At 70.0% G+C, this 25483-nt stretch carries 27 protein-coding genes and 1 tRNA gene; 12 read left to right on the top strand and 16 right to left on the bottom strand.

The window, feature by feature from the left end; all coding sequences use genetic code 11:
* Positions 1–62: 62 nt before the first annotated feature.
* Both GXW78_RS24335 and GXW78_RS24330 read left to right on the top strand, forming a co-directional pair.
* Positions 63–1634 carry an ABC transporter substrate-binding protein gene (locus tag GXW78_RS24335; protein ID WP_211871505.1) on the top strand — a complete coding sequence of 524 codons (1572 nt, stop codon included), beginning with the start codon at positions 63–65 and terminating at the stop codon, positions 1632–1634.
* Positions 1635–1848: 214 nt separating this feature from the next.
* Positions 1849–2595 (top strand): hypothetical protein, encoded by a 747-nt coding sequence (locus GXW78_RS24330; protein WP_211871504.1) that lies wholly within the window; start codon positions 1849–1851, stop codon positions 2593–2595.
* A 43-nt stretch (positions 2596–2638) separates the two neighbouring features.
* Here GXW78_RS24330 and GXW78_RS24325 read toward each other — a convergent pair whose 3' ends face one another.
* Entirely contained in the window at positions 2639–4864 is a 2226-nt protein-coding gene (locus GXW78_RS24325; RefSeq protein ID WP_211871503.1) for a primosomal protein N', read from the bottom strand.
* A 73-nt stretch (positions 4865–4937) separates the two neighbouring features.
* On the opposite strand from GXW78_RS24325, the gene fsa reads away from it, so the two are divergent.
* The 3 genes from fsa to GXW78_RS24310 are packed head-to-tail and all read left to right on the top strand — an operon-like array spanning position 4938 to position 7200.
* Positions 4938–5594, top strand: coding sequence for a fructose-6-phosphate aldolase (gene fsa / locus GXW78_RS24320; RefSeq protein ID WP_211871502.1), 657 nt, complete (start codon positions 4938–4940; stop codon positions 5592–5594).
* Positions 5591–6271, top strand: a complete 681-nt coding sequence (locus GXW78_RS24315; protein WP_211871501.1) for a GAF domain-containing protein — start codon at positions 5591–5593, stop codon at positions 6269–6271. The genes fsa and GXW78_RS24315 overlap by 4 nt, the downstream gene beginning before the upstream one ends.
* Positions 6268–7200, top strand: coding sequence for a tyrosine recombinase XerC (locus tag GXW78_RS24310; RefSeq protein WP_211871500.1), 933 nt, complete (start codon positions 6268–6270; stop codon positions 7198–7200). The genes GXW78_RS24315 and GXW78_RS24310 overlap by 4 nt, the downstream gene beginning before the upstream one ends.
* Positions 7201–7608: 408 nt before the next feature.
* On the opposite strand, the gene GXW78_RS24305 is transcribed toward GXW78_RS24310, so the two are convergent.
* The 5 genes from GXW78_RS24305 to GXW78_RS24285 form a co-directional block, all read right to left on the bottom strand.
* Complete coding sequence (locus tag GXW78_RS24305; RefSeq protein WP_211871499.1) at positions 7609–8607, bottom strand: Bug family tripartite tricarboxylate transporter substrate binding protein; 999 nt, start codon at positions 8605–8607, stop codon at positions 7609–7611.
* Between the two features lie 88 nt (positions 8608–8695).
* The gene (locus GXW78_RS24300; RefSeq protein ID WP_246522595.1) at positions 8696–9406 is read right to left on the bottom strand and encodes an endonuclease V; all 711 of its coding nucleotides are present in this window, start codon (positions 9404–9406) and stop codon (positions 8696–8698) included.
* A 4-nt stretch (positions 9407–9410) separates the two neighbouring features.
* Complete coding sequence (locus GXW78_RS24295; RefSeq protein ID WP_211871498.1) at positions 9411–10679, bottom strand: hypothetical protein; 1269 nt, start codon at positions 10677–10679, stop codon at positions 9411–9413.
* Entirely contained in the window at positions 10676–11623 is a 948-nt protein-coding gene (locus tag GXW78_RS24290) for a metal ABC transporter substrate-binding protein (protein ID WP_211871497.1), read from the bottom strand. The genes GXW78_RS24295 and GXW78_RS24290 overlap by 4 nt, the downstream gene beginning before the upstream one ends.
* Positions 11624–11851: 228 nt before the next feature.
* Positions 11852–12607, bottom strand: coding sequence for a hypothetical protein (locus tag GXW78_RS24285; protein WP_211871496.1), 756 nt, complete (start codon positions 12605–12607; stop codon positions 11852–11854).
* 116 nt (positions 12608–12723) lie between these two features.
* On the opposite strand from GXW78_RS24285, the gene pip reads away from it, so the two are divergent.
* From pip to GXW78_RS24270, 3 genes are all read left to right on the top strand, one after another.
* On the top strand, positions 12724–13671 hold the full coding sequence (gene pip, locus GXW78_RS24280) for a prolyl aminopeptidase (RefSeq protein WP_211871495.1): 948 nt from the start codon (positions 12724–12726) through the stop codon (positions 13669–13671).
* A 25-nt stretch (positions 13672–13696) separates the two neighbouring features.
* Positions 13697–13773 (top strand) — tRNA-Arg (locus GXW78_RS24275).
* 277 nt (positions 13774–14050) lie between these two features.
* Positions 14051–14365 carry a DUF2171 domain-containing protein gene (locus GXW78_RS24270; protein WP_211871494.1) on the top strand — a complete coding sequence of 105 codons (315 nt, stop codon included), beginning with the start codon at positions 14051–14053 and terminating at the stop codon, positions 14363–14365.
* A 45-nt stretch (positions 14366–14410) separates the two neighbouring features.
* Here the strand turns inward: GXW78_RS24270 and GXW78_RS24265 are convergent, their stop codons facing one another.
* Positions 14411–14842: a PRC-barrel domain-containing protein gene (locus tag GXW78_RS24265; RefSeq protein WP_211871493.1), complete on the bottom strand. Its 432-nt coding sequence runs from the start codon at positions 14840–14842 to the stop codon at positions 14411–14413.
* 188 nt (positions 14843–15030) lie between these two features.
* On the opposite strand from GXW78_RS24265, the gene GXW78_RS24260 reads away from it, so the two are divergent.
* The 3 genes from GXW78_RS24260 to GXW78_RS24250 all read left to right on the top strand — a co-directional run bounded on the left by GXW78_RS24260 (position 15031) and on the right by GXW78_RS24250 (position 17206).
* Positions 15031–15294, top strand: coding sequence for a hypothetical protein (locus tag GXW78_RS24260; RefSeq protein WP_211871492.1), 264 nt, complete (start codon positions 15031–15033; stop codon positions 15292–15294).
* Between the two features lie 498 nt (positions 15295–15792).
* Positions 15793–16173 carry a PRC-barrel domain-containing protein gene (locus tag GXW78_RS24255; protein WP_246522594.1) on the top strand — a complete coding sequence of 127 codons (381 nt, stop codon included), beginning with the start codon at positions 15793–15795 and terminating at the stop codon, positions 16171–16173.
* Between the two features lie 298 nt (positions 16174–16471).
* A complete protein-coding gene (locus GXW78_RS24250; protein ID WP_211871491.1) occupies positions 16472–17206 on the top strand; it encodes a class I SAM-dependent methyltransferase in 735 nt (244 codons plus the stop codon).
* Positions 17207–17249: 43 nt separating this feature from the next.
* On the opposite strand, the gene GXW78_RS24245 is transcribed toward GXW78_RS24250, so the two are convergent.
* The 7 genes from GXW78_RS24245 to GXW78_RS24215 form a co-directional block, all read right to left on the bottom strand.
* Positions 17250–18011: a class I SAM-dependent methyltransferase gene (locus tag GXW78_RS24245; RefSeq protein WP_211871490.1), complete on the bottom strand. Its 762-nt coding sequence runs from the start codon at positions 18009–18011 to the stop codon at positions 17250–17252.
* Positions 18008–18781, bottom strand: coding sequence for an ABC transporter ATP-binding protein (locus GXW78_RS24240; RefSeq protein ID WP_211871489.1), 774 nt, complete (start codon positions 18779–18781; stop codon positions 18008–18010). Before GXW78_RS24240 ends, GXW78_RS24245 begins: the two co-directional genes overlap by 4 nt.
* Positions 18778–19839 (bottom strand): FecCD family ABC transporter permease, encoded by a 1062-nt coding sequence (locus GXW78_RS24235; protein ID WP_338147836.1) that lies wholly within the window; start codon positions 19837–19839, stop codon positions 18778–18780. The genes GXW78_RS24240 and GXW78_RS24235 overlap by 4 nt, the downstream gene beginning before the upstream one ends.
* On the bottom strand, positions 19836–20996 hold the full coding sequence (locus GXW78_RS24230) for an ABC transporter substrate-binding protein (RefSeq protein ID WP_211871488.1): 1161 nt from the start codon (positions 20994–20996) through the stop codon (positions 19836–19838). Before GXW78_RS24230 ends, GXW78_RS24235 begins: the two co-directional genes overlap by 4 nt.
* 79 nt (positions 20997–21075) lie before the next feature.
* A complete protein-coding gene (locus tag GXW78_RS24225; protein WP_211871487.1) occupies positions 21076–22053 on the bottom strand; it encodes a Bug family tripartite tricarboxylate transporter substrate binding protein in 978 nt (325 codons plus the stop codon).
* A gap of 41 nt (positions 22054–22094) precedes the next feature.
* Complete coding sequence (locus GXW78_RS24220; RefSeq protein WP_211871486.1) at positions 22095–22850, bottom strand: SDR family NAD(P)-dependent oxidoreductase; 756 nt, start codon at positions 22848–22850, stop codon at positions 22095–22097.
* 42 nt (positions 22851–22892) lie between these two features.
* Positions 22893–23303 (bottom strand): RrF2 family transcriptional regulator, encoded by a 411-nt coding sequence (locus GXW78_RS24215; protein ID WP_246522593.1) that lies wholly within the window; start codon positions 23301–23303, stop codon positions 22893–22895.
* A 63-nt stretch (positions 23304–23366) separates the two neighbouring features.
* Between GXW78_RS24215 and GXW78_RS24210 the strand changes: the two genes are divergently transcribed.
* Positions 23367–23816, top strand: a complete 450-nt coding sequence (locus tag GXW78_RS24210) for a group III truncated hemoglobin (RefSeq protein ID WP_338147835.1) — start codon at positions 23367–23369, stop codon at positions 23814–23816.
* A 9-nt stretch (positions 23817–23825) separates the two neighbouring features.
* Here the strand turns inward: GXW78_RS24210 and GXW78_RS24205 are convergent, their stop codons facing one another.
* Complete coding sequence (locus tag GXW78_RS24205) at positions 23826–24602, bottom strand: inositol monophosphatase family protein (RefSeq protein WP_211871484.1); 777 nt, start codon at positions 24600–24602, stop codon at positions 23826–23828.
* A 238-nt stretch (positions 24603–24840) separates the two neighbouring features.
* On the bottom strand, positions 24841–25483 hold a 643-nt coding region (locus GXW78_RS24200; RefSeq protein ID WP_211871483.1), incomplete at its 5' end, for an MFS transporter.

Genomic DNA, 25483 nt, shown 5'->3' with positions numbered 1-25483 from the left:
GGGGATGGTTCCCCCCGGGCACCTTCTGCACTAGCCTCCCATCCAACGAATGGGAGAAGACCATGTCCAGGATTGCTGCCGCCGTCATGGCAGGGGCATTCAGCCTCTGCGCCTCGACCGTCATGGCGCAGACGCTCACGATCGGCTCCGCCGCGCCGGTCACCACGATCGACCCGCATTTCCACAATGTCGGCCCGAACAACGCGCTGACGATGCACATCTTCGACCGGCTGGTCGAACGCGATGGGCGTGCGCGGCCGCATCCTTCTCTCGCGGCATCCTGGCGCGTCGTCTCGGACAATGTGTGGGAGTTCAAGCTGCGCGAGGGCGTGACCTGGCATGACGGCCGGCCCTTCACCGCGGACGACGTGGTCTTCACCTTCTCCCGCGTGCCGAACGTGCCCAACAGCCCGGGCGGCTTCCAGGGCTTCCTGCGCGCCATCACGCGCGTGGAGGTTGTGGACCCGCACACGCTGCGGCTGCATACGGCATCGCCGCATCCGCTGATGCCGCTCGACCTCGCCTCCGTGTCCATCATCGCGCGGCATGCAGCCGAAGGGGCGGGCACCGAAGACTTCAACACCGGCCGCGCCGCCATCGGCACAGGTGCGTATCGCCTCATCTCCTACCGCTCGGGCGACCGGGTCGAGATGGCGCGCAATCCGAACTACTTCGGCGGTGCGGAACCGTGGGAGAGGGTGAGCTACCGCATCGTCAACAACGACGCGGCGCGCACGGCGGCGCTGATCGCCGGCGATCTCGACCTGATCGAGCAGGTGCCGACCTCCGACCTCGCGCGGCTGCGGCGCGACAACCGCGTGACCATTACCGAGATTCCGTCGCTGCGCACCGTCTACATGGCGCCGGACTACTCGCGCGACGGCAACACGCCGCTGATCACCGACAATGCAGGCAACCCGCTGCCCGTGAATCCATTCAAGGACGCGCGTGTCCGCCGCGCGCTGTCCATGGCGATCAATCGCGAGGCGCTGGTCGAGCGCGTGATGGAAGGTGCGGCGACCGCCACCGCGCAATGGCTGCCCGAAGGCGCGTTCGGCTACAATGCCAGTGTCCGGCCGCGCACCTTTGACCCGGATGCCGCGAAGCGGCTGCTCGCCGAGGCCGGCTATCCGGACGGCTTTCGCCTGACCATGCATACGCCGAACGATCGGTGGCCGAACGATGCGCGGCTGGCCCAGGCGGTCGCCCAGATGTGGACGCGCATCGGCGTCCGCGTGCAGGTCGAGGCGCTGCCCTGGACCGCCTTCGTGCCGCGGCGCGCGCGCATCGAGTACGCCATGCAGATGGCGGCCTGGGGCAGTTCGACCGGCGAAGGGTCGAACTTCCTGATCAACACCCTCGCGACCAACAACCGGCAGTTGCTGACGGGCGCGAACAACAACGCGCGCTTCTCCGGCCCGGCGTTCGACGCGCTGGCGGCACGCGGCTCCTCGACACTCGACGACGAGCGGCGCGAGGCGATCTGGCATGAGGCCGTAGCGCTCTACGCCGAGGAGGAGCCCCTGATCCAGCTGGTGCAGTACGTGAACACCTGGGCGGTGCGACGGGGCCTGACGCACGACCCCCGCATGGATGAGCGGACCGTCGCGATGGGGGTGCGGCGGGCAGAGTGAGAGCCTGACGGCGCCGGGCGAGGGAATCGCATGAACTCGCCTGGATCGCTGGCGGCATGGGGGCCGCCAGCCCTCCGTTCTGACCGTCGTGGCGTCGCGCCCGGAATTACACAGCCTCCACAACTTGACAGCCTCACCGCCGGAATGAAATTACTGTCAGGCCGCCATAACCTCTTGTTCATGGTGAGCCGGCTCTCCAGCGGAAACCTTCGCGATGCTTTTATTCTGTGGATCGTCAAGCATAAGGCAGTTTTCGCTTAATAATGCTCGCAAAGCCGGCCGGTTTTCATTTTTGGCAGCGAGTATTCTTGGCCTCTCAAACAAAAATTCTGCCATTCAGCATGGGCGCACCATAAAGCATTTGGCTGAGCTTCCAGGAAATAATACATTTGTATTATTGTTCGGAAATGTTGATCTCGATTTTATCTATTATAGGCACTGCTGCCTGAAGGGAGTCGTTGAGGATGTCGTTCATCTGCAACGCTGCATTTCAGCATACAAGGCGTTTCTCGAAGATCTCCTCCTGAAAGGGCAGGAACGCGGGCGTTCCTGCAAGATCTGCGTATTGGCACCGCAGGCATCGCCGATCCGGGACGAAGTCTTCGTCGAAGTGACCTCGAGACAGGCGAAAGTCGGCCGGGAAGCGATCCGGAAGCTGGGTGACCGGATCGACGTGTCCCATTCCGCCCGCTTGGCTCGCACCAGGATGTTCGCCGACATGCTCGAACGGGACATCGCGCTGCGCGATCTGATCAGGGTGTTCCGGATAGATGGCGAGATGATCGGGCCGGATGGCGCCCTCGTCGACCGGTTCTATCCCAAGCTGCTCATGGAGCATCACGCCAACCCCCTTGAAACGCACAAGAGCTGGCGGCGCGCCCTTTCGGACGAGCTCGATATCTTTCACAGGTTCCGGCCGGCGGCGACGCCCGACATGCCTCTCGCCCCGGCGGCGGCCTGACGGATCGGAGGTCCGCCGGGGCACAGGGCGGAACGTCGTCGCCCTACAGGAACCCCACGGGGTCCACATCCACCTGCACCCGGACGTTCCCCGGCACCACCACCTTCGCCAGCCACGCCTCGAGCAGCGGCTGCACCGCGATGTCCCGGCGCGTCTTCAGCAGCAGTCGCCGCCGGTGCCTCCCCCGCAGGATGGCGAGCGGCGCTGGTGCGGGGCCGAGCACCTCCACCCCCTCCCCTCCCGGTGCCGCGAGTCCGAGGTCGCGCGCCGTCCGCTCCGCCGCCCGCTCGTCCTCCGCGCTCACGATCAGTGCGGCGAGGCGACCGAAGGGCGGCCAGTGGCCCGGCCGGCGGTCGTCCGCCTCGGCCTCCATGAAGGCATCCACGTCGCCGGAGACCAGCGCCTGCATGACCGCATGCTCAGGCGCGAAGGATTGCAGCAGGACGTGGCCGCGATGCTCCTCCCGCCCCGCCCGTCCAGCGACCTGATGCAGCAGTTGGAAGGTGCGCTCGGCGGCGCGCAGGTCGCCGCCCGCCAGGCCGAGGTCGGCATCGACCACGCCGACCAACGTCAGATGCGGGAAATGCCAGCCCTTGGCGACGATCTGGGTGCCGATGATCAGGTCCACCTCCCGCCGCTGGATCGCCTGCGCTGCCGCGCCGGCGGCCGCAGGGCCGGGGATGGTGTCGGACGCCATCACCAGCCGCCGCGCTTCCGGCCACAGGGCGGTCGCTTCCTCCAGCACCCGCTCGACGCCAGGGCCGATCGGCACGGTGGAATGGGCGGTGCCGCATTCCGGGCAGGCTTCCGGCGGTGCTTCGACATGCCCGCAATGGTGGCATTGCAGACGGCGCTGGGCCCGGTGCTCGACCAGCCAGGCGGTGCAGTTCGGGCAACGCAGGCGATGGCCGCAGGTCCGGCACAGCGTCATGGGCGCATAGCCGCGGCGATTCAGGAACAGCATGGCCTGCTCGCCCCGCGCGAGCGTCTCGGTGACGGCAGCCACGAGCGGCGGACTGAGGAAGCGACCGCGCTCAGGGGGCGTTCGGCGCAGGTCAATCAGCGCCACGTCGGGCAGCGCCGCCCCGCCATGGCGGGCCGGCAGGTGCACGCCGGCATAACGGCCCGTCGCCGCATTGTTGGTGCTTTCGAGCGACGGCGTCGCGCTCGCCAGCACGCAGGCGGCGTTGCTGAGACGTGCGCGCACCACCGCCATGTCGCGCGCGTGGTACACGACGCCCTCCTCCTGCTTGAACGCCGTCTCGTGTTCCTCGTCGACCACGATCAGGCCGAGATCGGGATAGGGCAGGAACAACGCGGATCGCGCGCCGACCAGCACGGGCGCCTCGCCTTCCGCCACGACGCGCCAGGTCTCCCGCCGCGTGCGAGAGGTGAGCTCGGAATGCCATAGCGCCGGTGCCGTACCGAAACGGCCACGAAACCGGTCGAGCCACTGCGTCGAGAGCGCGATCTCCGGCAGCAGCACGAGGGCCTGGCGCCCCTGGGCGAGGCAGGCCGCGACGGCTTCGAAATACACCTCCGTCTTGCCCGAGCCGGTCACGCCAGTCAGCAGCGTGGTCGAGAATTCGCGCCGCTGCACGGCCGCGCGCAGTGCCGCTGCGGCAACGTCCTGTTCGGGGCCGAGCGCCGGTCCGGAGCGCGCCGGGTCCGGCAGCGCAAAGGCCGGATGGCGCGGCAACAGGGCGGGCTCGATCAGCCCGGCATCGGCCATGCCACGGAGGATGGCCGGTGCGACGGCAGCGGCCCCGGCGATCTCGCCGCCCGCGCGCCCCTCCCCCTCGGCGAGCACGTCCAGCACGCGCCGCCGCGGCGGGGTGATGCGCGCCCCTTCCGGCGGATGCGGCGCACGGCGCCAGCCGACCTGCGGCGCGCGCGGTTCCAATGCCGATGGGGTGCTCATCGCCATGCGCAGCACGGCGCCGCGTGTGCTCAGGGTGTAGGCGGCGACCCAATCGACGAAGCGGCGCAGCGTGGCCGTCATCGGCGGAACGTCGATCACGCTTTCGATACTGCGCAGTCGCGCGTCCGGCAGGTCGGGATCAGGGGCATCATCCCACACCACGCCGATCACCTGGCGACGGCCGAGCGGCACCAGCACGAAGGAACCAGGCGGGAGGGCCGGCTTATTTATGACATTTTTGTAATCATATGAATCGGCAAGTGGCAGTGGCAGCAGAACACGCAGCCGTGCCGACAGCGGAACATGGCAGCCAGTACCATCAGTCCGCTCCAACTTTGCAGACTTCATGAGTTACACTGTGACCTTGGGCACAGTCTTCGTTTCGCCCCCGCCGCAAATTGCTCCAGGAAGGTGTTCCAGTATGAAGTTCTTCGTCGATACCGCCGAGGTCGCCGACATACGATCTCTGGCCGAGGCCGGCCTCGTCGACGGTGTCACCACCAATCCGTCGCTGATCGCGAAGTCCGGTCGCGACATGAAGACAGTCATCGCGGAGATCTGTGCCATCACGCCCGGCCCCGTCAGCGCCGAGGTTACCGCGACCGACGCCGCCGGCATGCTCGCCGAAGGCCGGGTGCTGCGTGCCATCGCGCCGAATGTGTGCGTGAAGGTGCCGCTGACGGAAGCGGGTCTCGTTGCATGCCGCACGCTGTCCTCCGAAGGTGCGATGGTCAACGTCACGCTCTGCTTCTCCCCTGCCCAGGCGCTGCTGGCGGCCAAGGCGGGCGCCACCTTCATCTCCCCCTTCGTCGGCCGGCTCGATGACATCTCGACCGACGGCATGCGGCTGATCGCGGACATCGTCCAGATCTACCGCAACTATCCCGGCCTGAAGACCGAAGTGCTCGTGGCCTCGGTCCGCCACCCGATCCACCTGATCGAATCCGCCAAGCTCGGTGCCGATGTTGCAACCCTTCCGCCGTCGGTCATCCGGATGCTGCTGAAGCACCCGCTGACCGATCGTGGCCTCGAGGCCTTCCTGGCCGACTGGCAGAAAACAGGACAATCAATCCTATGAGCGGTCACCTCCCTGCCTCGGCTGTTCCTCCCACGGATATCCAGGCGGAGGAGGTCGAGGCCTTCCTGCGTGCCCATCCCGGCTTCCTATCAGAAAGACCGGATATCTATCGCGTGCTGGTGCCGCCCCGGCGCCTGCACGGCGAATCCTTCGCCGACCATATGGCGGCCATGCTTGCCGCCGAACGCAACCGCGCGCGCGCCATGGAAGCCGAGGTCCGTGAAGCGATCGAGGCCGGACGGGCGGGTGCCGGTCTCGCCCTTCGCGTCCGCCTCGCCGTGCTCGCGCTGATGCGCGCGCATGACGTGATGGAGGCCGTGACGCAGGAGGTCCCCGCACTGCTCGGCGTCGAGACCTGCACCGTAGGGATCGAGCCGGGCACTGGCCCGGCCGTGACGCCGGCGGGCATGCTGCGCCTGCCGCGCGGCGCCGTCGTACGGCTGGTCGGCCATGGCCGCGACGCGGTGGTGCGGAACGCGCCGACCGACATCGAATTGCTGCATGCCGAGGCGGCGCCGCTGGTCGTCCGCGACGCGCTGGCGCGCGTACCGCTGGCGATCGGCCCGCCGGCGCTGATCGCGGTCGGCGCGCGCGACCCGGGCGCATTGCCGGCGCGCCAGACCGTCGCGCTGCTCGCCTTTCTCGGCCGCGCCGTCGCCGCCGCCCTGTCGCGGTGACAGGAGAACAGGCGCGCCTCGCCTGGCTCGACTGGCTGGCGCGGGAACGGCGGGCCAGCGGTCATACGCTCGATGCCTACGGCGCGGATGTCGCCGGCTTCCTCGGCTTCCTGACGCAGCATCTCGGCGGCGAACCCGACCTTCCCGCGCTCGGCGCGCTCCGGCCAGCGGACTTGCGCAGCTTCCTCGCGGAACGCGCCGCGGCAGGCGATTCCGCCGCCACACGCGCACGGCGCCTCTCAGCCGTTCGCGGCTTCATGCGCCACCTGACACGGCATCACGGCATGGCGGCGCTGCCGCTCGGCGTCATCCGCGGACCACGGCCAAAGCAGCCCATCCCGCGCGCGCTGACGCCGGACCAGGCCCGCGCCGTGGCACGGGAGGTCGGGGAGGTGCACAGCCTTGGTCGGCACGAGAAGCCCGCGATGCAGGCGGCGCGCGACACGGCACTGTTCGCGCTGCTGTACGGCGCCGGGCTGCGCATCGCCGAGGCGCTCGCGCTGAACCTCCGCGACGCGCCGCTGCCGGGCAACGAGGCGGCGCTGCGCGTCGTCGGCAAGGGTTCGAAGGAACGGCTGGTGCCGGTGCTGCCGGCCGTCCGTGCGGCGGTCGCAACCTACCTGCGCGAGCGCGGGGCGGGCGATGCAGACGAGCCGCTGTTCCTCGGCGCGCGCGGCGCGCGGCTCGACCCGGCCGTCGCGCAGAAATCGCTGCGCGAGTTCCGTCGGTTCGCCGGCCTGCCCGAACATGCGACGCCACACGCGCTTCGGCATTCCTTCGCGACACACCTGCTGGGCGCGGGGGCGGATCTGCGGTCGATCCAGGAACTGCTGGGGCATGCCAGCCTGTCGACGACGCAGCGATATACGGCTGTGGACGCCGCCGGGCTGCTCGCCACATGGAAGAAGGCGCATCCTCGGGCGCGGTGACGCAGAGCGGCCGAGGCGGTGCGTTGCCCTTCCCCGGACCTCACCCCACCAGAGGCCCTCCTGATGAGTTGGCTACTCCTGGCAGCGGAGATCGGAGGGGCTCTGCCCCTCCGAACCACCCCGCCAGGATGCTGGGCATCCTGGACCGCAATCTGTTGTTGCCGAGCATGGCAGGCTTGTTGCTCCTTCCAGGCGTCTCGCGCGCAAGAGCGAGTTTCGGCCCGGCTCCTCCCCATGACGCACAGCGCCAAGTAGAGGTTTGCAAAGGCCTTTCGGCCTTTGCTGGGGTGGCCTGGAGGGGCAAAGCCCCTCCAACGCTGACAGCGGAAGTATCGGAGCAATCAGGGAGGCCCTTCGGCCCGTAGCGAGGTGAGCCTCGGAGAGCGGCAGCCTCCTCGCCATGCGCCGTCACTCCACCCGAATATTCGCCGTCCGGATCACCTCACCCCAGCGGTCGATCTCCGCACGCAGGAACGCCCCTGTCTCCGCCGGTGGGCGGCCTTCGACGACGAAACCGATATCCTGCAGCCGCCGCGCCATCGCCGGTTCCTGCACGATGGTGCGGACCTCCTGCGCCAACCGCGCCGTGATCGCATCCGGCGTCCCGGCCGGGGCCAGCAGCATGCACCAGGTGCTCGCCGCGAAGTCGGGCACGCCGGCTTCCATCACCGTCGGCAGGTTGGGAATGAAGGCGGCCCGGGTCGGGCTCGCGATGGCGAGCGGGCGGATCGTGCCGCCCTCGAACTGCGCCTGGAAGGAGGAGTACGTGTCGAACATCCAGCCGATATTGCCGACCATCAGGTCCTGGAGTGCCGGCTGCGTGCCGCGATAGGGCACGTGCTCCATCGTCAGTCCGAGCTTCAGGCGGAGCTGCTCCATGGCGAGATGCGCCGTCGCGCCGATGCCGCTCGACCCATAGTTCACCTTGCCGGGGTTCGCGCGGATGTAGGCGATGTAGCCCTGCAGATCCTCGGCGTTGATGTGCTTGGAGCCGGCCATGATCAGCGGCGACTGCACGACGAGGCTGACGGGGGAGAAGGAGTCGAGGGCATTGAACGGCATCTTACCCGCCTGCAGCGTGGCGTTCGCGGCATGGGCGGGCAGCACCATCACGAGCGTCGTGCCATCCGGCGCGGCGGTGGCAGCCGCGGCCGCGCCGACGATGGAATTGGCGCCGGGACGGTTCTCGACGACGACGGGCTGGCCGATCGCGCGGGACAGCGGCTCGGCGACGAGGCGCGTCGCGATGTCCGTCGTGCCGCCCGGCGTGTACGGTACGATGATGCGCATCGGGCGGTTCGGCAGGGCCTGCGCGGCAGCCCCGCGGGACAGCATCGGCAGGCCGGCGCCGAGAGTGATCGCGGCACGGCGGGTCAGCGCGCGGCGTGGCGCCTCGTACTTGGTCATGGACTGCGTTTCCCCGGGTGATCGTTGTTGAAGTCCGAGGGTCAGGTAGAGCAGATCACCACCTGCCGGAAGTGGCTGTCGCGAAACGTCACGGCGCTGACGCGGCGGCGCGCCGGGCATCGTTTGCCGCGTCATGCGCCGCGCGGATCGGCGCCGCGAGACGTCGGCCGCGTGTCGCGGCCAGCACCAGGGCCACGGCGGTGGGCAGGGAGACGCGATGGCCCACCGAGACGTAGAGCGGCCTGGCGCCGCGCCGCGTGCGAAGCGCCGTGCCAATGCACTGCCCCTTCCACAGCAGCGGTGCGGTGTCGCCGGGTTCCGGCCCCGGCTCTCCAGTGCCGACCAGCAGCGACTTGGCGACGCCGATGGTCGGCACGCCCAGCACCACGCCTAAATGACATGCGACGCCGAAGCCGCGCGGATGCGCCATGCCCTGCCCATCCATCAGCACGACGTCCGGCTTCAGCGTGAGGCGCGACCAGGCGGCGACGAGCGCTGGCACCTCGCGGAAGCCGAGATAGCCGGGGACATAGGGAAAGTCGGCGATGCGCGTTTCCGTGGCGGCGGCCAGCACTTCATCCGTCGCCGCGTCGATCGTCACCACCGCCGCATGGACGCGCTTCGTCGGGTCGAAGCGGGTGTTCGACACATCGGCGCCGCCGAGACGCAGCGGCCGCGGGGGCAGCGCATCCGTCGTGACGACGTGCGCGGCCATTTCGGCCTGCGCCGCGCGCGCCGTTGGGACGTCGCCCGGCAACAGCCAATGAAGTGGTGTCTCCGGCCCCATGGGCCCCAGCATGCCCTCAGAAGCCGCCTGTGTAACGCAGCCGGGCAAGGATCGAATGCGCCGTGCCGCGTCCGCCGCCTTCCTCATCGACATAGCGCGCATATTGGTAGCCGAGATCGGCACTGAAGCCCGCGCCGATCTCACGGCCGACGGAAACTTCGTACCAGTTCTCCGCGGGCACCGGGTCAACGCTGCGCTTGCGGCGGAGCTGCTGCCAGGCGGCGGTGGCGCGCCAGGGACCCATGCGGTGCTGAATGCCGAGCGTGGTGAAGGTCGTGCGCTCGCTCAGCGTCGTCTCCTCGCTGCCGGCGACCTCCTCGCCGGTGTCGGCGTCGATCGAGCTCGTCTCGATCTCGATGCGCGGCCGGCCGCCGGCGTTGCGGAACTGCACGCCCTCGGCGAACAGCAGCGTCGCCTGGTCGCGGTCCCAGCGATGCTCATAGCGGATGCCGGCGGCGTAGCCCCATTCGCGCGCCGTGCCGTCCGAGCCCGGCGCCAACGACATCACCGCGAGGTGGTAGGAGAAGCCCGGCAGGAACGGGATGCGGTCGCCATCCAGCGCGAGCACGCCGTTGTTGAAGGTGCCGTTGTTGCCCGGCCCGCCCTGCGCCGCGGTGTTGCGGTTGTAGCGCTCGTAGCGTTCCGAGCAGCAGCGGCGCGAGGTGACGTAGGTGCCGGTCAGGAAGGTGCGATCCAGCGTGAAGACCGCGGCCGAGACGTCGTGCTCGCCGAAGCGCGGATCGGACAGCCAGGTCCAGGTGGCGGCGGCACCGAGCGACTGGTCCACCAGATAGACCTCATGCGCGCGGACCGCCGTGAGGATGCCAGGGAAGTCGTGGTACCCCCGGCCGAAGGGCGCGACGAGGATGCCGCCCTGTAGCACCAGCGTGTCGGCCGGCTTGAACTCCGCATAGAGTTGTTCGAGGAAGATCGCCTGCCGGCGGAAGCCGATGACGCCGCCATCGGGAAAGCCGCCGGTCGAATCGCCCTCTCCGACTGGCTCGGTCGCCAGCACGCCCTGGATCGAGAAGTTCTCGGTCAGAGCGAGACCCATCGCGACCTCCCCGAACAGGAAGACCGAGCTGCCGGTGCGTGCGTGATCACTGGCGCTGGTCGTGCTGACGCCGATCATGCTCATGTCGATCTCGACGTTGAATTGCGGGAAGCGCACGCCGGCGGCCGGCGCAGGCACTTCCGGCAGCGGCCGGGTCAGCGTCGCGGCGTCCTGCGCCGTGGCGGGCAGCGTGACGGCAAGGAATGCGGCGACGGCCGATGCGCGCCTCACGCCGGGCCTCCGCGCATCGCAGGCACCAGCAGGCCCACATTGTGGCGGAACATCGCCTCATAGGTCGCGGCCGGGCCGCCGGGGGCCGAGAGCGCATCCACATACAGGCGGCCGCCGACCTGCACATTGGCCTCGGCAGCCACGCGGCGGATCATCGCGGGGTTCGTCATGTTCTCCATGAAGACGGCGGTGATGCGCTGGTCGCGGATCTGGCGGATCAGGCGGGCGACCTCGGCGGCGGATGGTTCGGCCTCCGTCGAGACGCCCTGGGGGGCAAGGAAGGTGATGCCGTAGGCGGCACCGAAGTAGCCGAAGGCGTCATGGCTGGTGACGGCGCGGCGGCGCGGTTCCGGCACCGTCGCAACCTGCGCGCGGACCCAGGCGTCGAGGGCCGTCAGGCGGGCAGCGTAGGTCTCGGCGTTGCGGCGGTAGGCCGCTTCCCCCGCCGGGTCGGCGGCGACCAGCGCAGCGGTGATGTTGCGCAGATAGATCTGGGCGAGCCGGAGATCCTGCCACGCATGCGGGTCGGGCACGCTCGCGGGGGCGACGCTGTGCGACCGGCGGCGGCCGGCGGCGCCATGGTCATGGCCGTGGCTGTGCCCGGCCATGGCGCGCGGCGTGATGCCCTCCGTCGCGGTGACCATGGTGCCACGGAAGCCGGCCGCACCGACCAGGCGGTCCATCCAACCATCGAACCCCAGCCCATTGCGGACGACGAGTTTCGCGTCGCGCAACGTCGCGACATCCGACGGGCGTGGCTGGAAGCCGTGCGTATCGACGTCGGGGCCAGCGATGACGCGCAGCGCGATACGCTCGCCGCCGATCTGCGCGACCATGTCGCCCAGGATGGAGAAGGACGCCACGACGGGCAGGCGGTTGGCCTGGGCAGCCCCCGGGCGAGCCGCGAGCGCGGCCGGGAGGGCGAGGAACAAACGGCGGTTCACGACGGGCAAGACCTGAGATGTTATACCATAACATCACATGGTACCGGACGGCCTACAAGAGCGCCTGTCATGGGAACGTGCCGGGTACGCGATCTCGAAAACACAGGGTCAGGTCAAGGCAAGCGCGCGTCAGGCACGGCCCCGGCGTTGAGTGGCATGCGAGCAACGTGGGACCGGTCGCGTGACGCGGAAGCGCGTGGCTGCTGGTGCCGGCGCGGCCCGGCGCAGTCACCCCTTCCCGAACAACCGCCGCAACCACCCGAACATGCCCCCGCCCGACGCTGGGTCCCGCCGCCGATGCGTGGCGTGCGGGCGGCGGGCCGGCGGTGGAAGGGCGCTCGCCACCGTGTGCCGCCCGGCATCGCGTGCCGCCACGAGGCGCCGCTCCAGCGCGATGACGTGGCTCACGGCTTCAGACGGAGAAAGCTGGATAAGTTCCGAGGCCGTCGCGTCGGCATCGTCCCACGCTTCCGCGCGGCGCAGGGCATCGACGACGCGGACGGTCTGCTCGGCGTCGAGAGGCGGCCCGCTCCGCCACAGCGCCACCGCATCCTGGCGCCATGCCTGGGCCAGGTCCGGGCGGCCAAGATCATCGGCCACCCACGCTGCCTGCAGCGTCGCCTCGGCGGCCGCATGGAGCGCTCCGGTCTCCTCCAGAACATGGCCCCAGGCGAGGAAGCGACGGGCGAGCGGCGGATGGGTGGAATCTTGAATAAGCGCGCGGAAGGGCGCAGCTGAGACCGCCGCGGCGGCGCCAGGATGCGCCCGCGCGATGGCCGGCGCCGTGTAGTGGCAATGCGGGCACTGCTGAAGCCAGCGGAGCATGGTCGAGCGCACCGGCTCCCCCGGCCGCAGGTCGAGGTCGGGTGCCTGTTCAGGCAAGGGCGAGCTGAAGGGTGGCTGCCGGCTTTCGCGCCCACAGACGCCGCAGGCGACCTGACCAGCGGCGGCAGAACGGGGCGGTGCGGAGGGCTTCTCGGCCATGGAAGCGTCATCATAAACCAGATCGCTCGGGGCCGGTATCGCATCGCGCCGGGGCGACGTGATCCGGACAACGTTGCACCATTGCGCGACGGCGCCGGCTTCGGCACATCTGCGCCATGCCCCGCGGCGACCTTTTCCCCGACATCGCTCCCTATGAGACCGGCCTGCTGCCGCTATCCGGCGGACACGTCATGTATTGGGAGCAGGTGGGCAACCCGCGCGGGCAGCCGGTGCTGTTCCTGCATGGCGGGCCGGGAGCGGGTGCGGGCGCGGTGCATCGGCGCTTCTTCGACCCCGGGCACTGGCGCGTCGTGATCTTCGACCAGCGCGGCGCGGGGCGCTCGCGCCCCCTCGGCGAATTGCGGGAAAACACCACGCCGCATCTGGTGTCGGATATCGAGCTGCTGCGTCGCTTCCTCGGCATCGACCGGTGGCTGTTGTTCGGCGGGTCCTGGGGGTCGACGCTGGCGCTGGCCTATGCCCAGGAACATCCGGACAAGGTGGTGGGCTGCGTGCTGCGCGGCGTCTTCCTGGGCCGCAAGGCGGAGGTCGACTGGTTCCTCTACGGGCTGAGGCGAGTCTTCCCCGATGCCTGGGCGTCCTTCGTCGAGCATCTGCCGGAGGCCGAGCGCGGCGACCTGTTGGGGTCCTATCTGAAGCGGCTGTGCGATCCGGACCCGGCAGTCCATCTGCCGGCGGCGCGGGCCTGGAGCCAGTATGAGGGATCGTGCTCGACCCTCCTGCCCTCCCCCGAGACGGTCGCGAGCTTCGCGCAGGATCGCACGGCGCTGGGGCTGGCACGGATCGAGGCGCACTACTTCGCGCATGACCTGTTCCTGGCGGAAGAAGGGCTTCTGGGCCGAATCAGGCGGCTGTCGGGCATTCCGGCGGAGATCGTACAGGGCCGCTACGACATGGTGTGCCCGCCCGAGACGGCGTTCGAACTGGCCGCGGCCTGGCCGGGCGCGCGGCTGACGGTCGTGCCGGATGCCGGCCATTCGGCGCTGGAACCCGGCGTGCGCACGGCGCTGGTCGGCGCTGTGGAACGGTTCCGGCGGCGCTGAGGCCGTGGTATGAGGCGCGCGGTGGGTCCCCGTAGCTCAGCAGGATAGAGCACAGGATTCCTAATCCTGGGGCCGTGAGTTCGAATCTCGCCGGGGACACCACTTCCATTCGCTGGGGCAGGTCGTGATCTCGCGCGCCGCGCCGAGCGACCACAGGCCGCCGTCACACGAAAATCCATGACGAGCCGGCCCCACCGAAAACTTGCCACCACGCGCCTCGTTTAGGTTCCGGTCCGGGCCTGGATGGCTGTCGAGATGAAGCGTTCGCCGCGCGCTGCGCTCCTCACGGTCGCCAAGGGCACTCGGCCAGCCCTAGCAACGCCGACGGGCGCTCCCAACGCAAAGTTGGAGCCGCGCCCGCCAACATGAGGAGCGCTCCATGAACAATATGGCCGAAAAGATTCGCGAACGGATGTCTGTCGTAGCGGCTGACGGCACGCATGTGGGCACCGTTGACCAGGTCGAGGGAGACCGAATCAAGCTTACGCGTAGCGACAATCCGACCGCCTCGCAGAACATGGCCGGCGCGTCTCAGACGATGGCCGGTTCTTCGCAGGGCGGGCACCGCTACCTTCCCATCAGCTCCGTCGCCTCGGTCGATGGTGACACGGTGCGCCTGAGCACAAGCGGAGCGGAGGCCCAGCAGTCCGCTGGCGCCCAGGGCTCAACCCAGGGCGGGCCTTCACGGGCGTAAAGGAGCACGGCGCCGGCCATGGACCGGCGCCGCACCTCCTCACGATCAGCGACGCTCGGGGTATGTGAACGCCGGCCGCGCCTTCAGGCTATCCACGGTCGCGCCGGGCAGCATCCAGCGCTCGCGCTCGCCGTTCCAGCGGAGGTCGCTGAGCGGGATGGCGATATAGCGCTCGCCCATGCCGAGGAACCCGCCGACCGACAGGACGGCGATCGTCGCGCCCCCCGCCGCGTCGACCATCAGATCATGCACTTCGCCGACGTTCCGGTTCTCCTCGTTGATGATGTTGGCTCCGATGATCTGGCTCGCCCGGCGGGCGGTGGCCGCTGGCGTCGGGGTGGTCACCGTGGTGCTCGGAGGCGCGGCGACGGACGGCGCCGCGGGGGTCGTGGTCGAGGGCGCTTGCGCCAAAGCCAGGCCCGGAAGGCTGACGATGGCGGCGGTCAGCAGCGCGCGACGTATGGATGAATGGGTCATAGCGTTCTCCCTCCGGATCCAGAAGCGGATCTGCCTGTTGCAACGCGGGGCTGCGTCCTCGGTTCCGTGGGCGGCGCGCGACACCGCCCTAAAGCCGGAAGCGGCCGGGCATTGTGGCGGCGTCGCGCAAGCCGAAGTAACGTCGGAGGCAGGCCGATGTCTCTGCACACAGGACGGCCGAGGGGCACATGGAAAAGATCGACGCGAAGATCCTGGGGATGGTTTCCGTGACGCTGCTGACGCGGCTGACGGCACATTTGGAACGGGAAGGCGTTCTGCCGCGCGGGTGGACCGCCACCCAGCTGCGCGAGGTTGCCGCGACAGCCGAGACCAACATTCTACGCGGCAGCGACCCGGAATTTCACCACGCGTTCGCCAAGGCGCTCACCCGCATCGCTGAGGTATGCCTGCAGCCGGTGGCCGCCAGTCCGAACGACGGCGAAGCGGACTGAGCGAGCGCCGCGGGGGATATCGCGGGGCTTCCGGGGCTGACCGGGGGGCGAAGGCAACGACGTGGCGAGAAGGCATCAGTAGATGCCGAATGCGATTCTGGCGCGCCTGTGAAGCAACGGGTCTCCGAAGTCGTCGTTCCTCCGACGAGGGGCCTTCACGACGACAGGACAGAATTGCAGGCCAGGTAATGAGATCATCCGACGACAACACGCAGCAGGAGAGGCTGAAGCAGCCCTCATCGCCCAAGCAGCCGTCCATCGCTGATCGGGCGTTTCAGACGTGGCTTCGCCAAGCGGTCAAGGCCGAGTACGGCGACGTCGCGGACGAGCCGCTTCCCCCTGACCTCGAGGCCCTGCTCAACAAGGCAGCAGGACGGACGCGGCAGGCTTTCGCACGCGCGGAACCTCGCTCCGCCGAGTGACGCGTGGCGGGCCGGGCCTGCAACCTGCACGCCTTGAACCGGTTAATGCGTCTCCGAGGCAATGATGGAGGGCACAATGTCGGATCGCATGGCAGGCAAGGGCGTCGCATTGAACGAGACGCAGCAGCTGATCTCGTCGGACAAGGTCGAGGGCACCAGCGTCTATGGCGCGGATCGCAAGAAGATCGGCTCGATCTACACGTTGATGGTCGACAAGGTGTCTGGCCGGGTGTCCTACGCCGTCGTGAGCTTCGGCGGCTTCCTTGGCATCGGGGATGACTACTACCCGCTGCCCTGGAACAGCCTGACCTACGACATCGATCTCGCGGGCTACACGACATCGATCACGCGCGAGCAGCTCGAGAACGCTCCGCACTATCGCGTGGACGAGACGCCGTGGGATCGGCCGGGCTACGGCCGGAGCGTCTACGACTACTACGGCCAGCCGATCATCTGATCGGGAGGCGCGCCCGATACCGCCCGCCGGCCGTATTGGTCCGGCGGGCGTCGCCGTGGTGCCTCCCCGACGAGGGCCGCGTCATCGCGCCGCCGCCGCTGGTGGCGCGACGCCATCGCGGGCATGTCGTTGCCACGGGCTTCGTCCTTGCGGACACCTTCTTCCGGCGATACCACCAGGATCTGCGGTTCGGCTGCTACCAATGCGCTGCCGCGACTCCACCGGCGGCCGCCGCGCGTACCCTCCGCGGTCGGCGGGGCGACTCCCCGCCCCTGCAGGACGAGGATCCGCGATCACGATGAACGACTTGCCGCCCCATCCACCGCTCGACCAGTACTACCGTCATGCGAGCGACCGGGACGACTTCGTGCGCGCGCTGTTCGACCGCGGCGCACCGGCCTACGACCAAGTCAATGCGCTCTGCTCCTTCGGCTCCGGGGCGCGCTACCGTCGGGCGGCGCTGCAGCGCAGCGGCCTCAAGCCCGGCCAGCGCGTGCTCGACGTCGCGATAGGCACGGGGCTGGTCGCGCGGGAGGCCGTCAGGATCCTCGGCCGGCCGCAGGATGTCATCGGGGTCGACCTCAGCGCCGGCATGCTGCGGGAAGCGGGGGCCAGCCTGCCGATTCCGTTAATCCAGGCCCGTGCCGAGGCCATCCCCCTCGCCGACTCCAGCATCGACCTGCTGAGCATGGGCTATGCGCTGCGTCATGTGCCCGACCTGACCGGCACCTTCCGCGAGTTCCGTCGCGTGCTGCGCCCGGGCGGCAGCGTGCTGCTGTTGGAGATCGACCATCCGCGCAGCCGCGCCGGCGGGGCGGCGCTGCGGTTCTACCTCGGCAGCGTGGTTCCGGCCGTGTCGCGGTTGCTGGGGGGCGGGCAGGAAGCGCAGATGATGATGCGCTACTTCTGGGACACGATCGACGCCTGCGTGCCGCCCGCCGCCATCGAGGGGGCGTTGTCGGAGGCGGGGTTCACCTCAGTCTCGTGCGACGTTCAGCTCGGGATCTTCAGGGCCTACCGGGCCCGGCGGTGAAGGCAGGGTGGCGTCCGGGCCGCACCGCCGCCGGGCGCGTGCCTCACCCGGCCGCCACCGATACCGCGAACCGCGTCGGTGCCAGCAACCGCAGGCGATCGGCCAGCGATGCACCGCGAAGCCCGCGCAGGTAGATCCGGCCCACGCCATGCGGCCGTGGATCGGTGAAGCCGGCGCGCAGCAGGTCTGCGGTCAGCCGTTCGCGGGTAAGCCCGTCGTGGTAGGGCACGCGGGCCAGGATCTGCCGGTGGGTGTCACCGTCCACCGGCGAACCACCGCGGCCGCCGAGCATCGCGGCGATCCGGCGCAACAGCGCGCCGCGCCGGGATTCCCGCACCCAGTCGCCATCCACCACCAGCAGCCGCGAACCGGGCTTGAGCACGCGCCGCCAGGCGGCGAAGGCCGCCGCGGGGTCCGTCAGCGTCCAGACCAGGTGGCGCGTCACCGCGCCGTCGAAGCTGGCGTCGGGGAGGCCGGCCAGCGTTTCCGCATCCGCGAGGCGCCCCTGCCAGGGCTGGCCGGCGAGCTTGGCCCGCGCGAGGCGCAGCATCGTCTCGGAAAAATCCACCCCGGTGACCGTGGCCCCGAGGCCGAGCAGCGCGCGGCTGACCTCGCCCGTGCCGCAGGCGAGGTCGAGCACGCTGCGCCCGGCGAGCGGGCCGAGGCCGTCCGTGATCAGCCGCTGCCAGCCACCAAGGTCGGCCTCGTCGATCCGGTGACCCGGCGCCGCATCGAAGCCGGGGGCGCGGCGGGACCAGTAGTCGCGGATCTCTTCCTTGAGATCGAAATTCCCGGCCGCGCTCATGGCAACGCGGCATCGATCATCAGCGTGCCCCGCCGCGACGTCTCGGCGACGAGATCGACGCCGTAGGTCCGCCCGCAGACCGGATCGGAGAACACCTCGCCCGGCGTGCCGTCCGCGACGACCTGGCCCTGGCTCATCAGCAGCACGCGGTCGGCGTGGCGCGCAGCGAGCGACAGGTCGTGCAGCGCCACGACCGCGACCCGGCCGTCGGTCAGCGCCACCCCGCGCAACAGGGCGAGCGCCTCCAGCTGGTGGCGGAGATCGAGGGCGCTGGTCGGTTCGTCGAACAGGAGCACCGGCGCTGGCTGCACGAGCCCTTGCGCCAGCGCGACGAGCTGCTGCTGCCCGCCGCTGAGGTCGCTGATCATCCGCTGGGCCAGATGCGCGATGCGCGTGCGGGCCAGGATGGCCTCGACGCGCGCCGCCACCGTGCCGGCGCCGCCCGACGCGCCGGCGGCGCGCGCGGCCACCAGCACCGCGTCGAACACCGTCAGGCGCGCGGCGGAGGCATAGACCTGCGGCACGTAGCGGACGAGGCGCGTGCGCTCGGCCAGCGTGGTGCCCTCGATCGGCTTGCCGTCCAGCAGGATGCGCCCGGCATTCGGCCGCTTGAGCCCGGCGATGCTGCGCAGCAGGGTGGATTTGCCCGAGGCGTTCGGCCCCAGCAGCGCCGTGACGGTGCCGGGCAGCAGCGCCGGCACGGTGACGTCGCGCAGCACGGGGCGGCGGCCATAGGCGACGGACAGGCCCTCAATCGCCAGCCGCGTCATCGCACCGGGCTCCGGCGCGTCATCACCAGCGAGAGGAAGAACGGCACGCCGACCAGCGCGGTGATGATGCCGATCGGGTAGATGATGCCGGGCGACAGCGCCTTCGACACGATCGAGGTCGCGGACAGCATCGCGGCCCCCGACAACATGGATAGCGGCGCGAACCACCGCTGGTCCTCCCCCACCAGCAGTCGTGCGACATGCGGCCCGACCAGCCCGACGAAGCCGACCACGCCGACGAAGGATACGGCGGTGGCGGACAGCAGGGCGACGATCACCAGCACCTCCAGCCGCAACCGGCGCGGATCGACGCCGAGGCTCGCCGCGCGGTCGTCTCCGAAGCGCATCGCGGTCAGCGCCCAGCGGCGGCGCCACAGCAGCAGGGAGGCGATGGCCAGCACGCCGGCGGCGATGCCGATCTTCTCCAGGCTCGCGCGTTGCAGCGACCCCATCATCCAGAAAACGATCTGCACGAGCTGCGTTTCCGACGCGCGGTACTGCAGCAGGGCGAGCAGCGCGTTGAAGGTGAACATCAGCGCGATGCCGAACAGGATCATCGTCTCGGAGGTCGCGCCCCGCGCCAGGGTGAAGACATGCACCAGCATGGCGGCGCCGAAGGCGAAGGCGAAGGCATTCACCGTGACAAGCGTCGGCCCCGCGGCCGGCAGCACCGACATGCCGGTGACGATCGCGACGGAGGCGCCCACGCCCGCCGCCGAGGACAGCCCCAACGTGAAGGGGTCGGCGAGCGGATTGTCGAGGATCGTCTGCATCTCGGCCCCCGCAAGGCCGAGCATGCCGCCGACCACGACCGCGAGCAGCGCGACGGGCAGGCGGATGTCCCACACGATCACGGCGTGGCGGGGGGATGCGGCCTCGGGCGAGAGGAGCGCGCCGATGATGTCGCCGTAGGACAGCGCGCCGGGCCCGGTGCCGAGATCGGTGATGAACAGCACCATCACGGCGATGGCGCCCGCGGCGAGCAGCGCGCTCCGCCGCAGCGCCAGCCGTCCGGCGCCGCGCGCGGCGTCACCGGCCGCCGAGGCGGCTGCGCTCACGCCAGCTGCGCCCAGAACACGCCGGTCAGCGGGATGGGCGAGAAGCGTTCGTGATAGACGCGCCAGGTGGCGTCGGGGTCGACATCCGCGAATTGCTGCGGATACAGCCACTTCGCGAAGACCTGCAGCGCCACGAGATGCGCCGGCGATGTGTAGAACTGGTGGTAGATCGAATAGAACCGCTTGGTCTTCACCGCGCGCAGGGACGGCCAGCCCGGCCGCTCGGCCAGCGCGCGGATCGCGGCCTGCACGCGCTCGGGCGTCGCCTCGTAGCCGAACGGCACGCCGCGCGATCCCTGCACGGATTCCGACCAGTCGGCGCCGGTGCCGATGATCACCTCGGGGTCGTCGGTGAAGATCGTCTCCGGGTTCACATTGCCGCCGAGGCCGGGGAATCGTCCCGCGCCCCAGTTGATGCCGCCGGCTTCCTGCAGGGTCACGCCCAGATTGGCGTTGCCGAAGGTCTGGCAGCAACTGTTGGGATCGTAGCCGGCCGCGCGTTCCATCAGCACCGTGATGCGGCGGTTCGCCGGCAGGTTCCACACGCGGGAGGAGACGCGGCGCGTCTCGCGCAGGAAGTAGTCGTTGAAGCCGCGCGCCTCGGCATCAAGGCCGAGCAACCGCCCCAGCACCTCGATGCTCGGGGAGGTGTTCTGGGAGGGCTGTTCGCGAAAATCCACGACCGCCGTCGGGATGCCGGCACGGGCGAGCTTGTCGTAGGTGTTCGTCGCCTCCAGCCGCTGATGGGCGGATAGCGGGAAGATCACCAGGTCCGGGTCGAGGGAGATCGCCTGCTCGGTGCTGAAATCCGCGTTCACCGCGTTGGAGAAGCGCGGCAGGCGCTCGGCCTGCGGGCAGGCGGCACGATATTTCCGCCAGGTGCCCGGGTCGAACATGATCATGTCGTCGGCCCAGCCGACCACGCGCTCGAAGGGGCTGCGCGGCACCAGCGTGCTGAAGCCGTACATCAGCCGGCCTTCGCCCAGGATCACCTTCCGCGCCGGGGCCCGCAGCGTGATCGTGCGGCCCGCGAGGTCGGTCGCCGTGATCGGGTCGGCGCCCAGGGAGGGCCGCGGCAGGCCGGCCGCCGCCGTCAGCGCGAGGCCGGACAGCAGCAAGCGACGGCGCGAAACGGGCGCGTTGGGCGGCATGGACATGGGCATCCTTTCGGACAGGAGGCTCCGGCCGGCCCGCTATATTGCAAGCGAAACGCAGTATCAATCACGCCGCCCGCGGCTACTCCGCCACGAGGCTCAGCCGGCGGATCAGCGGCGCCCAGCGTTCATTGTCGCGCTTCGCGCGCTCGGCGAAGACGTCGGGCGTGTGCGGGTCGGCCGGGTCGGCGCCGACGCGGACATAGGCGGCCCGCACCTCCGGGTCCCGCAGCGCGCCCTGCAGGGCGGTATTCAGCCGCGTGACGATCTCGGGCGGCGTGCGCGACGGCACGGCCAGGCCGAAATAGGTCGAGGCCTCGAAGCCCGTGATCACCTCCCCCACCGTGCCCACTCCCGGCCATTCGGGGCGGGGCGCAGGGGTGGTGACCGCGATCGGACGCACCGTGTTCACCGTGCGCAGCGGGTCGCCTTCCGGCAGGCCGAGGCAGCGCGCATGGACACGACCGGCCATGAGGTCGGTCATCGCGTTCGTTGTCTGGCGATACGGCACGTGCACCATGTCGAGGTTCAGCCTCTCCCCGATATCCTCCATGATGATGTGCGTGATCGCGCCGACGCCGGCCGAGGCGTAGTTGAACTTGCCGGGGTTCGCGCGGATCCAGGCGACGACCTCCGCGAAGTTCCGCCCGGGGATGGAGTTGTGCACGACCAGCAGGTTTGATGTCGTGCAGAACATGCCGACCCCGGTGAAGTCGCGCGCCGCATCGTAGCCGACCGAGCGGTACAGCAGCGCGTTCAGCCCGCTGTTGGTCCCCATGGTCGCGACCAGCACGGTGTAGCCGTCGGGCGCCGCCCGGGCGACCGCCTCGGCTGCCATGTTGCCCGCTCCGCCCGGCCGGTTATCGGCTACGACCGGCTGGCCGAGGCGCTGCGACATCGCCTCAGCCGTGACGCGGGAGACGATGTCGGTCTGCCCGCCGCCGCCATAGGGCACGACGAGGCGGATCGGCTTGTCGGGATAGCCCGATTGAGAGAGCGCAGGCGCCGCGAGCATCGTGCCCGCCGCACCCAGCATGACGCCGCGGCGCGAGATGACCATGGTTTCCTCCGTTGGTTGGGAGGAAGCCTAGGCCAGCCCCGTCACGTCAGGAAGGCGCCGCCATTCACATGGATGGTCTGGCCGGTGATGTAGCCGCCTTCCGGGCCTGCCAGCAGACGCACCACGTCGGCGATCTCCTGCACGGACGCCTTGCGGCGCTGCGGGATGCCCTGGTCGCGGCCGAGGCTGTTCGGCATCGCGCCCGCGCTCGCACCGCGCGTCGTGTCCACCGCGCCCGGGGCGACGCAGTTCGCGCGAACGCCCTGGGGGCCGAACTCCACGGCCAGCGCACGCATCAGCCCCTCGAGCCCCGACTTCGATGCCGAAACATGCGCGCGATTCGGCGTGCCGACATGGGTCGAGATGCCCGACAGCGCGATGATCGAGCCGCCGCCGCGCCCGACCATCTGCGGCAGGAAGGCCCGCGAGAGGATGAAGGCACCATCGAGCGCGACCGAGAGGATCTCGCGCCACTCGGCCAGCGACATGTCGAGGAACGCCGTCTGCCGACGCAGGCCGGCGTTGCAGACCAGGATGTCGGCGCCGCCGAATTGGCGTGCGATTTCGGCCGCCATCTCCGTCACCGCGCCTTCCTGCGAGACATCGGCGAGCAGCGCGGCGGCTTTGCCGCCGGCGTCGCGGATCTCCTGCGCCACGGCCTCGATCGCCGCGGCGTCGGACCGGCCATTCACCACCACCGTCGCGCCGTCCCGCGCGAGCGTCAGCGCGATGGCGCGCCCGATGTTCTTCCCCGCGCCCGTGACCAGCGCGACCTTGCCTGCGAATGCTGCAGCCATGCGTTCCTCCTGCCTCGGCACGCGCGATAGCACGCGGTGCGATCAGGGGGCAGGCGGCGCCAGGCAATCGGCGAGCGTGGTCGCGTCCATCTGCGCGAGGAACGCCTCCCGCGCCCGCCACAGCACGCCGCGCAGCAGGCAATCGGGCGAGAGGCAGCAGGCGCCGCCATCGGGGCGGAAGCATTCGACCAGGGCCTGCCCGGCCTCGAAACGCCGCACCACCGTGCCGAGCCGGAGCGCGGCGGGCGGTACCGCCAGCTCGACGCCCCCGCCCGCGCCGCGCCGCGTCTGCACCAGTCCCGCCGCCGCGAGATCCTGCACGATCTTGTGGACATGGTTGCGCGGCACGCCGACCGACCGGGCCAGCGTCTCGACCGCCTGCCGGCGGGCGGGTTCGGCTCCGAGGCGCATCAGCACGCGCAAGGCGACATCGGTGGCAGCCAGAAGGCGCAAGGACGGGTTCCGTTCGAAAGTGGTATTGACGATACCACAATAATCGCGCATGTCATCGCCATCGTGCAGCCCTCCCCGCCCATTCCCGAAGGCCCCGAACGCCGCGCCGCCCTGACGGCCGAGGTCTCGGCCCGCACCGGCCTGACGCCGGAGACGATCGGTCGCTTCCTGCGCGCCTTCTACGGCGCGGCGCGGGTCGATCCGCTGCTCGCCTCCGCCTTCGTCACCGTACCGGACTGGGAGGCGCATATCGCGGCTATCACCCGGTTCTGGTGCTCGGTCGCGCTGATGACGGGCGAGTACCATGGCCAGCCGATGCGCGCGCATGCCCGCCTCACCCTGACCTCCGACCACTTCTCGCGTTGGCTCGCACTGTTCGAGGCGATCGCAGAGGCGCAATTCACCGCCGAGGGCGCGGCGCACATGATCGATCGCGCGCGGCGCATCGCCCGCAGCCTGGAACTGGGGCTGGTGCCCTTCGACCCTGGCGCCGCCCGACCGCCTGGGGTCTGACTGCCGCCGTCACCCGGCCAGCACGACCGCCAGCCGGTCGCCCAGTGCCGGTGCGCCGACACCGATCGGGTTGCCGCCCGCCAGCCAGTCGCCACTATCGAAGGCGTTGGTCCAGCAGCCGGCCTCCCGCGCGATGACGATCGCCGCTGCCGCATCCCAGCTGTTGATGTGCCGCTCGAGATACGCATCGAGCCGGCCCGCCGCGCTCTCCACGAGCCCCAGCGTGCCCGACCCGCCCGTCCGCACCCCGGCGCCAAGCGCGCTGACCGCCATGGCCATGCGGTGGTATTCCGCGATCGGCAACCGCATCGACCAGCCACATTCGACAGTCGCGCGGCGGATGTCCGTGGTGGGCGCGGCCCGCATGGGCGCGCCGTTCAGCGTAGCGCCCATGCCCTCGGCGGCGGCGAAGACCTCCGCCGGCGCATGACGGGCCACGGCGCCGGCCACCGCCCTTCCCTGCATCACGAGGCCGATCGACACGCACCAGCGGTCCCCGCCGCGCGCGAAATTCGATGTGCCGTCGATGGGGTCCAGCACCCAGAGCGGACCGGCACCATCCGTCGCGCCGCCCATCTCCTCGCCGAGGATCGCCTCGCCGGGGAAGTCCTGCCCAAGCCGCTCACGAATGAAGCGCTCGGTGGCGGTGTCCGCCTCGGTGACGAAGTTCTGCGCGCTCTTGAGAGTGCCGATGCCGCCGCCCTCCACCCGCAGCCGCGCAGCAAGGGCGGCGGCGTCGACGGCGATGGACGTCATGATGTCGCGGCGGCGGGCAAGGTCGGTCATGGGGCGGCAGGCTCCGGGGGTGTGGTCCGTGATAGCCGCGGCTTGTCACGGGCGGAACCGAGAGGGGCTCTGCCCCTCTCGGACTCTCCCCGCCAAAGGCCGAAGGGCCTTTGGAAACCTTCACTTGGCGTTGGGCCTGGCGGGCGTTTTGGAAGTGGCAGGTCGCGCCGCGTGCCGCGTCCGGGATCGATCCGCGGGTTGGGGCTGAGCCAGCGCTCACCTTCGTCCGGCTGCCCTGTCACACCGCCTGCGCCACCCGCTTCTCCTGCGCCCACAGCCACGCCACCGATCCCAGCGCCACCACCAGCAGCACCACCGCGAAGGCGTTCAGCGCGAACCAGCCCATCCGTTCCAGCAGGAACCCCGCCAGGAAGGACGCGGTGGCGGTCGTCCCGAAAACCAGGAAGTCGTTCAGCGCCTGCACCTTCCCCCGCTCATTCGCCCGGTAGCAGGTGGTCACCAGCGTCGTCGCGCCGACGAACAGGAAGTTCCAGCCCACGCCGTTCAGCGTCAGGGCGATGCGGAAGTTCCAGGCGTCCAGCCCCGCCACGCCGGCAGCGACACCGAGACCGAGAAGGAGAATGCCGGCGAACATCACCGGCGTCGTGCCGAAGCGCGTGATGAGGTGGCCGGTAAAGAAGGCCGGCACGAACATGCCCAGCACGTGCAGGGAAATGACCCAGTGCGCCTCCACATCCGGCAGGCCACAGGCGACGATGGCAAGGGGCGAGGCGCTCATCAGGAAGGACATCGTGCCAAAGGCCACCATGCCGGAGACGACGGCGGCGATGAAGCGCGGCTGCGCGGCAATCGTGCCGAGCGGCCGCGGCGGCGCGGCCGGCGCCGCCGACGCGCCGGGCGCCGGGGCGATGCCGACGGGC

Origin of the sequence: Neoroseomonas terrae (assembly GCF_018129025.1) — a bacterium.
Lineage (GTDB): Bacteria > Pseudomonadota > Alphaproteobacteria > Acetobacterales > Acetobacteraceae > Neoroseomonas > Neoroseomonas terrae.
The sequence above is the reverse complement of the archived record's forward strand: the minus strand, read 5'-3'. Positions and strand labels throughout refer to the sequence as shown.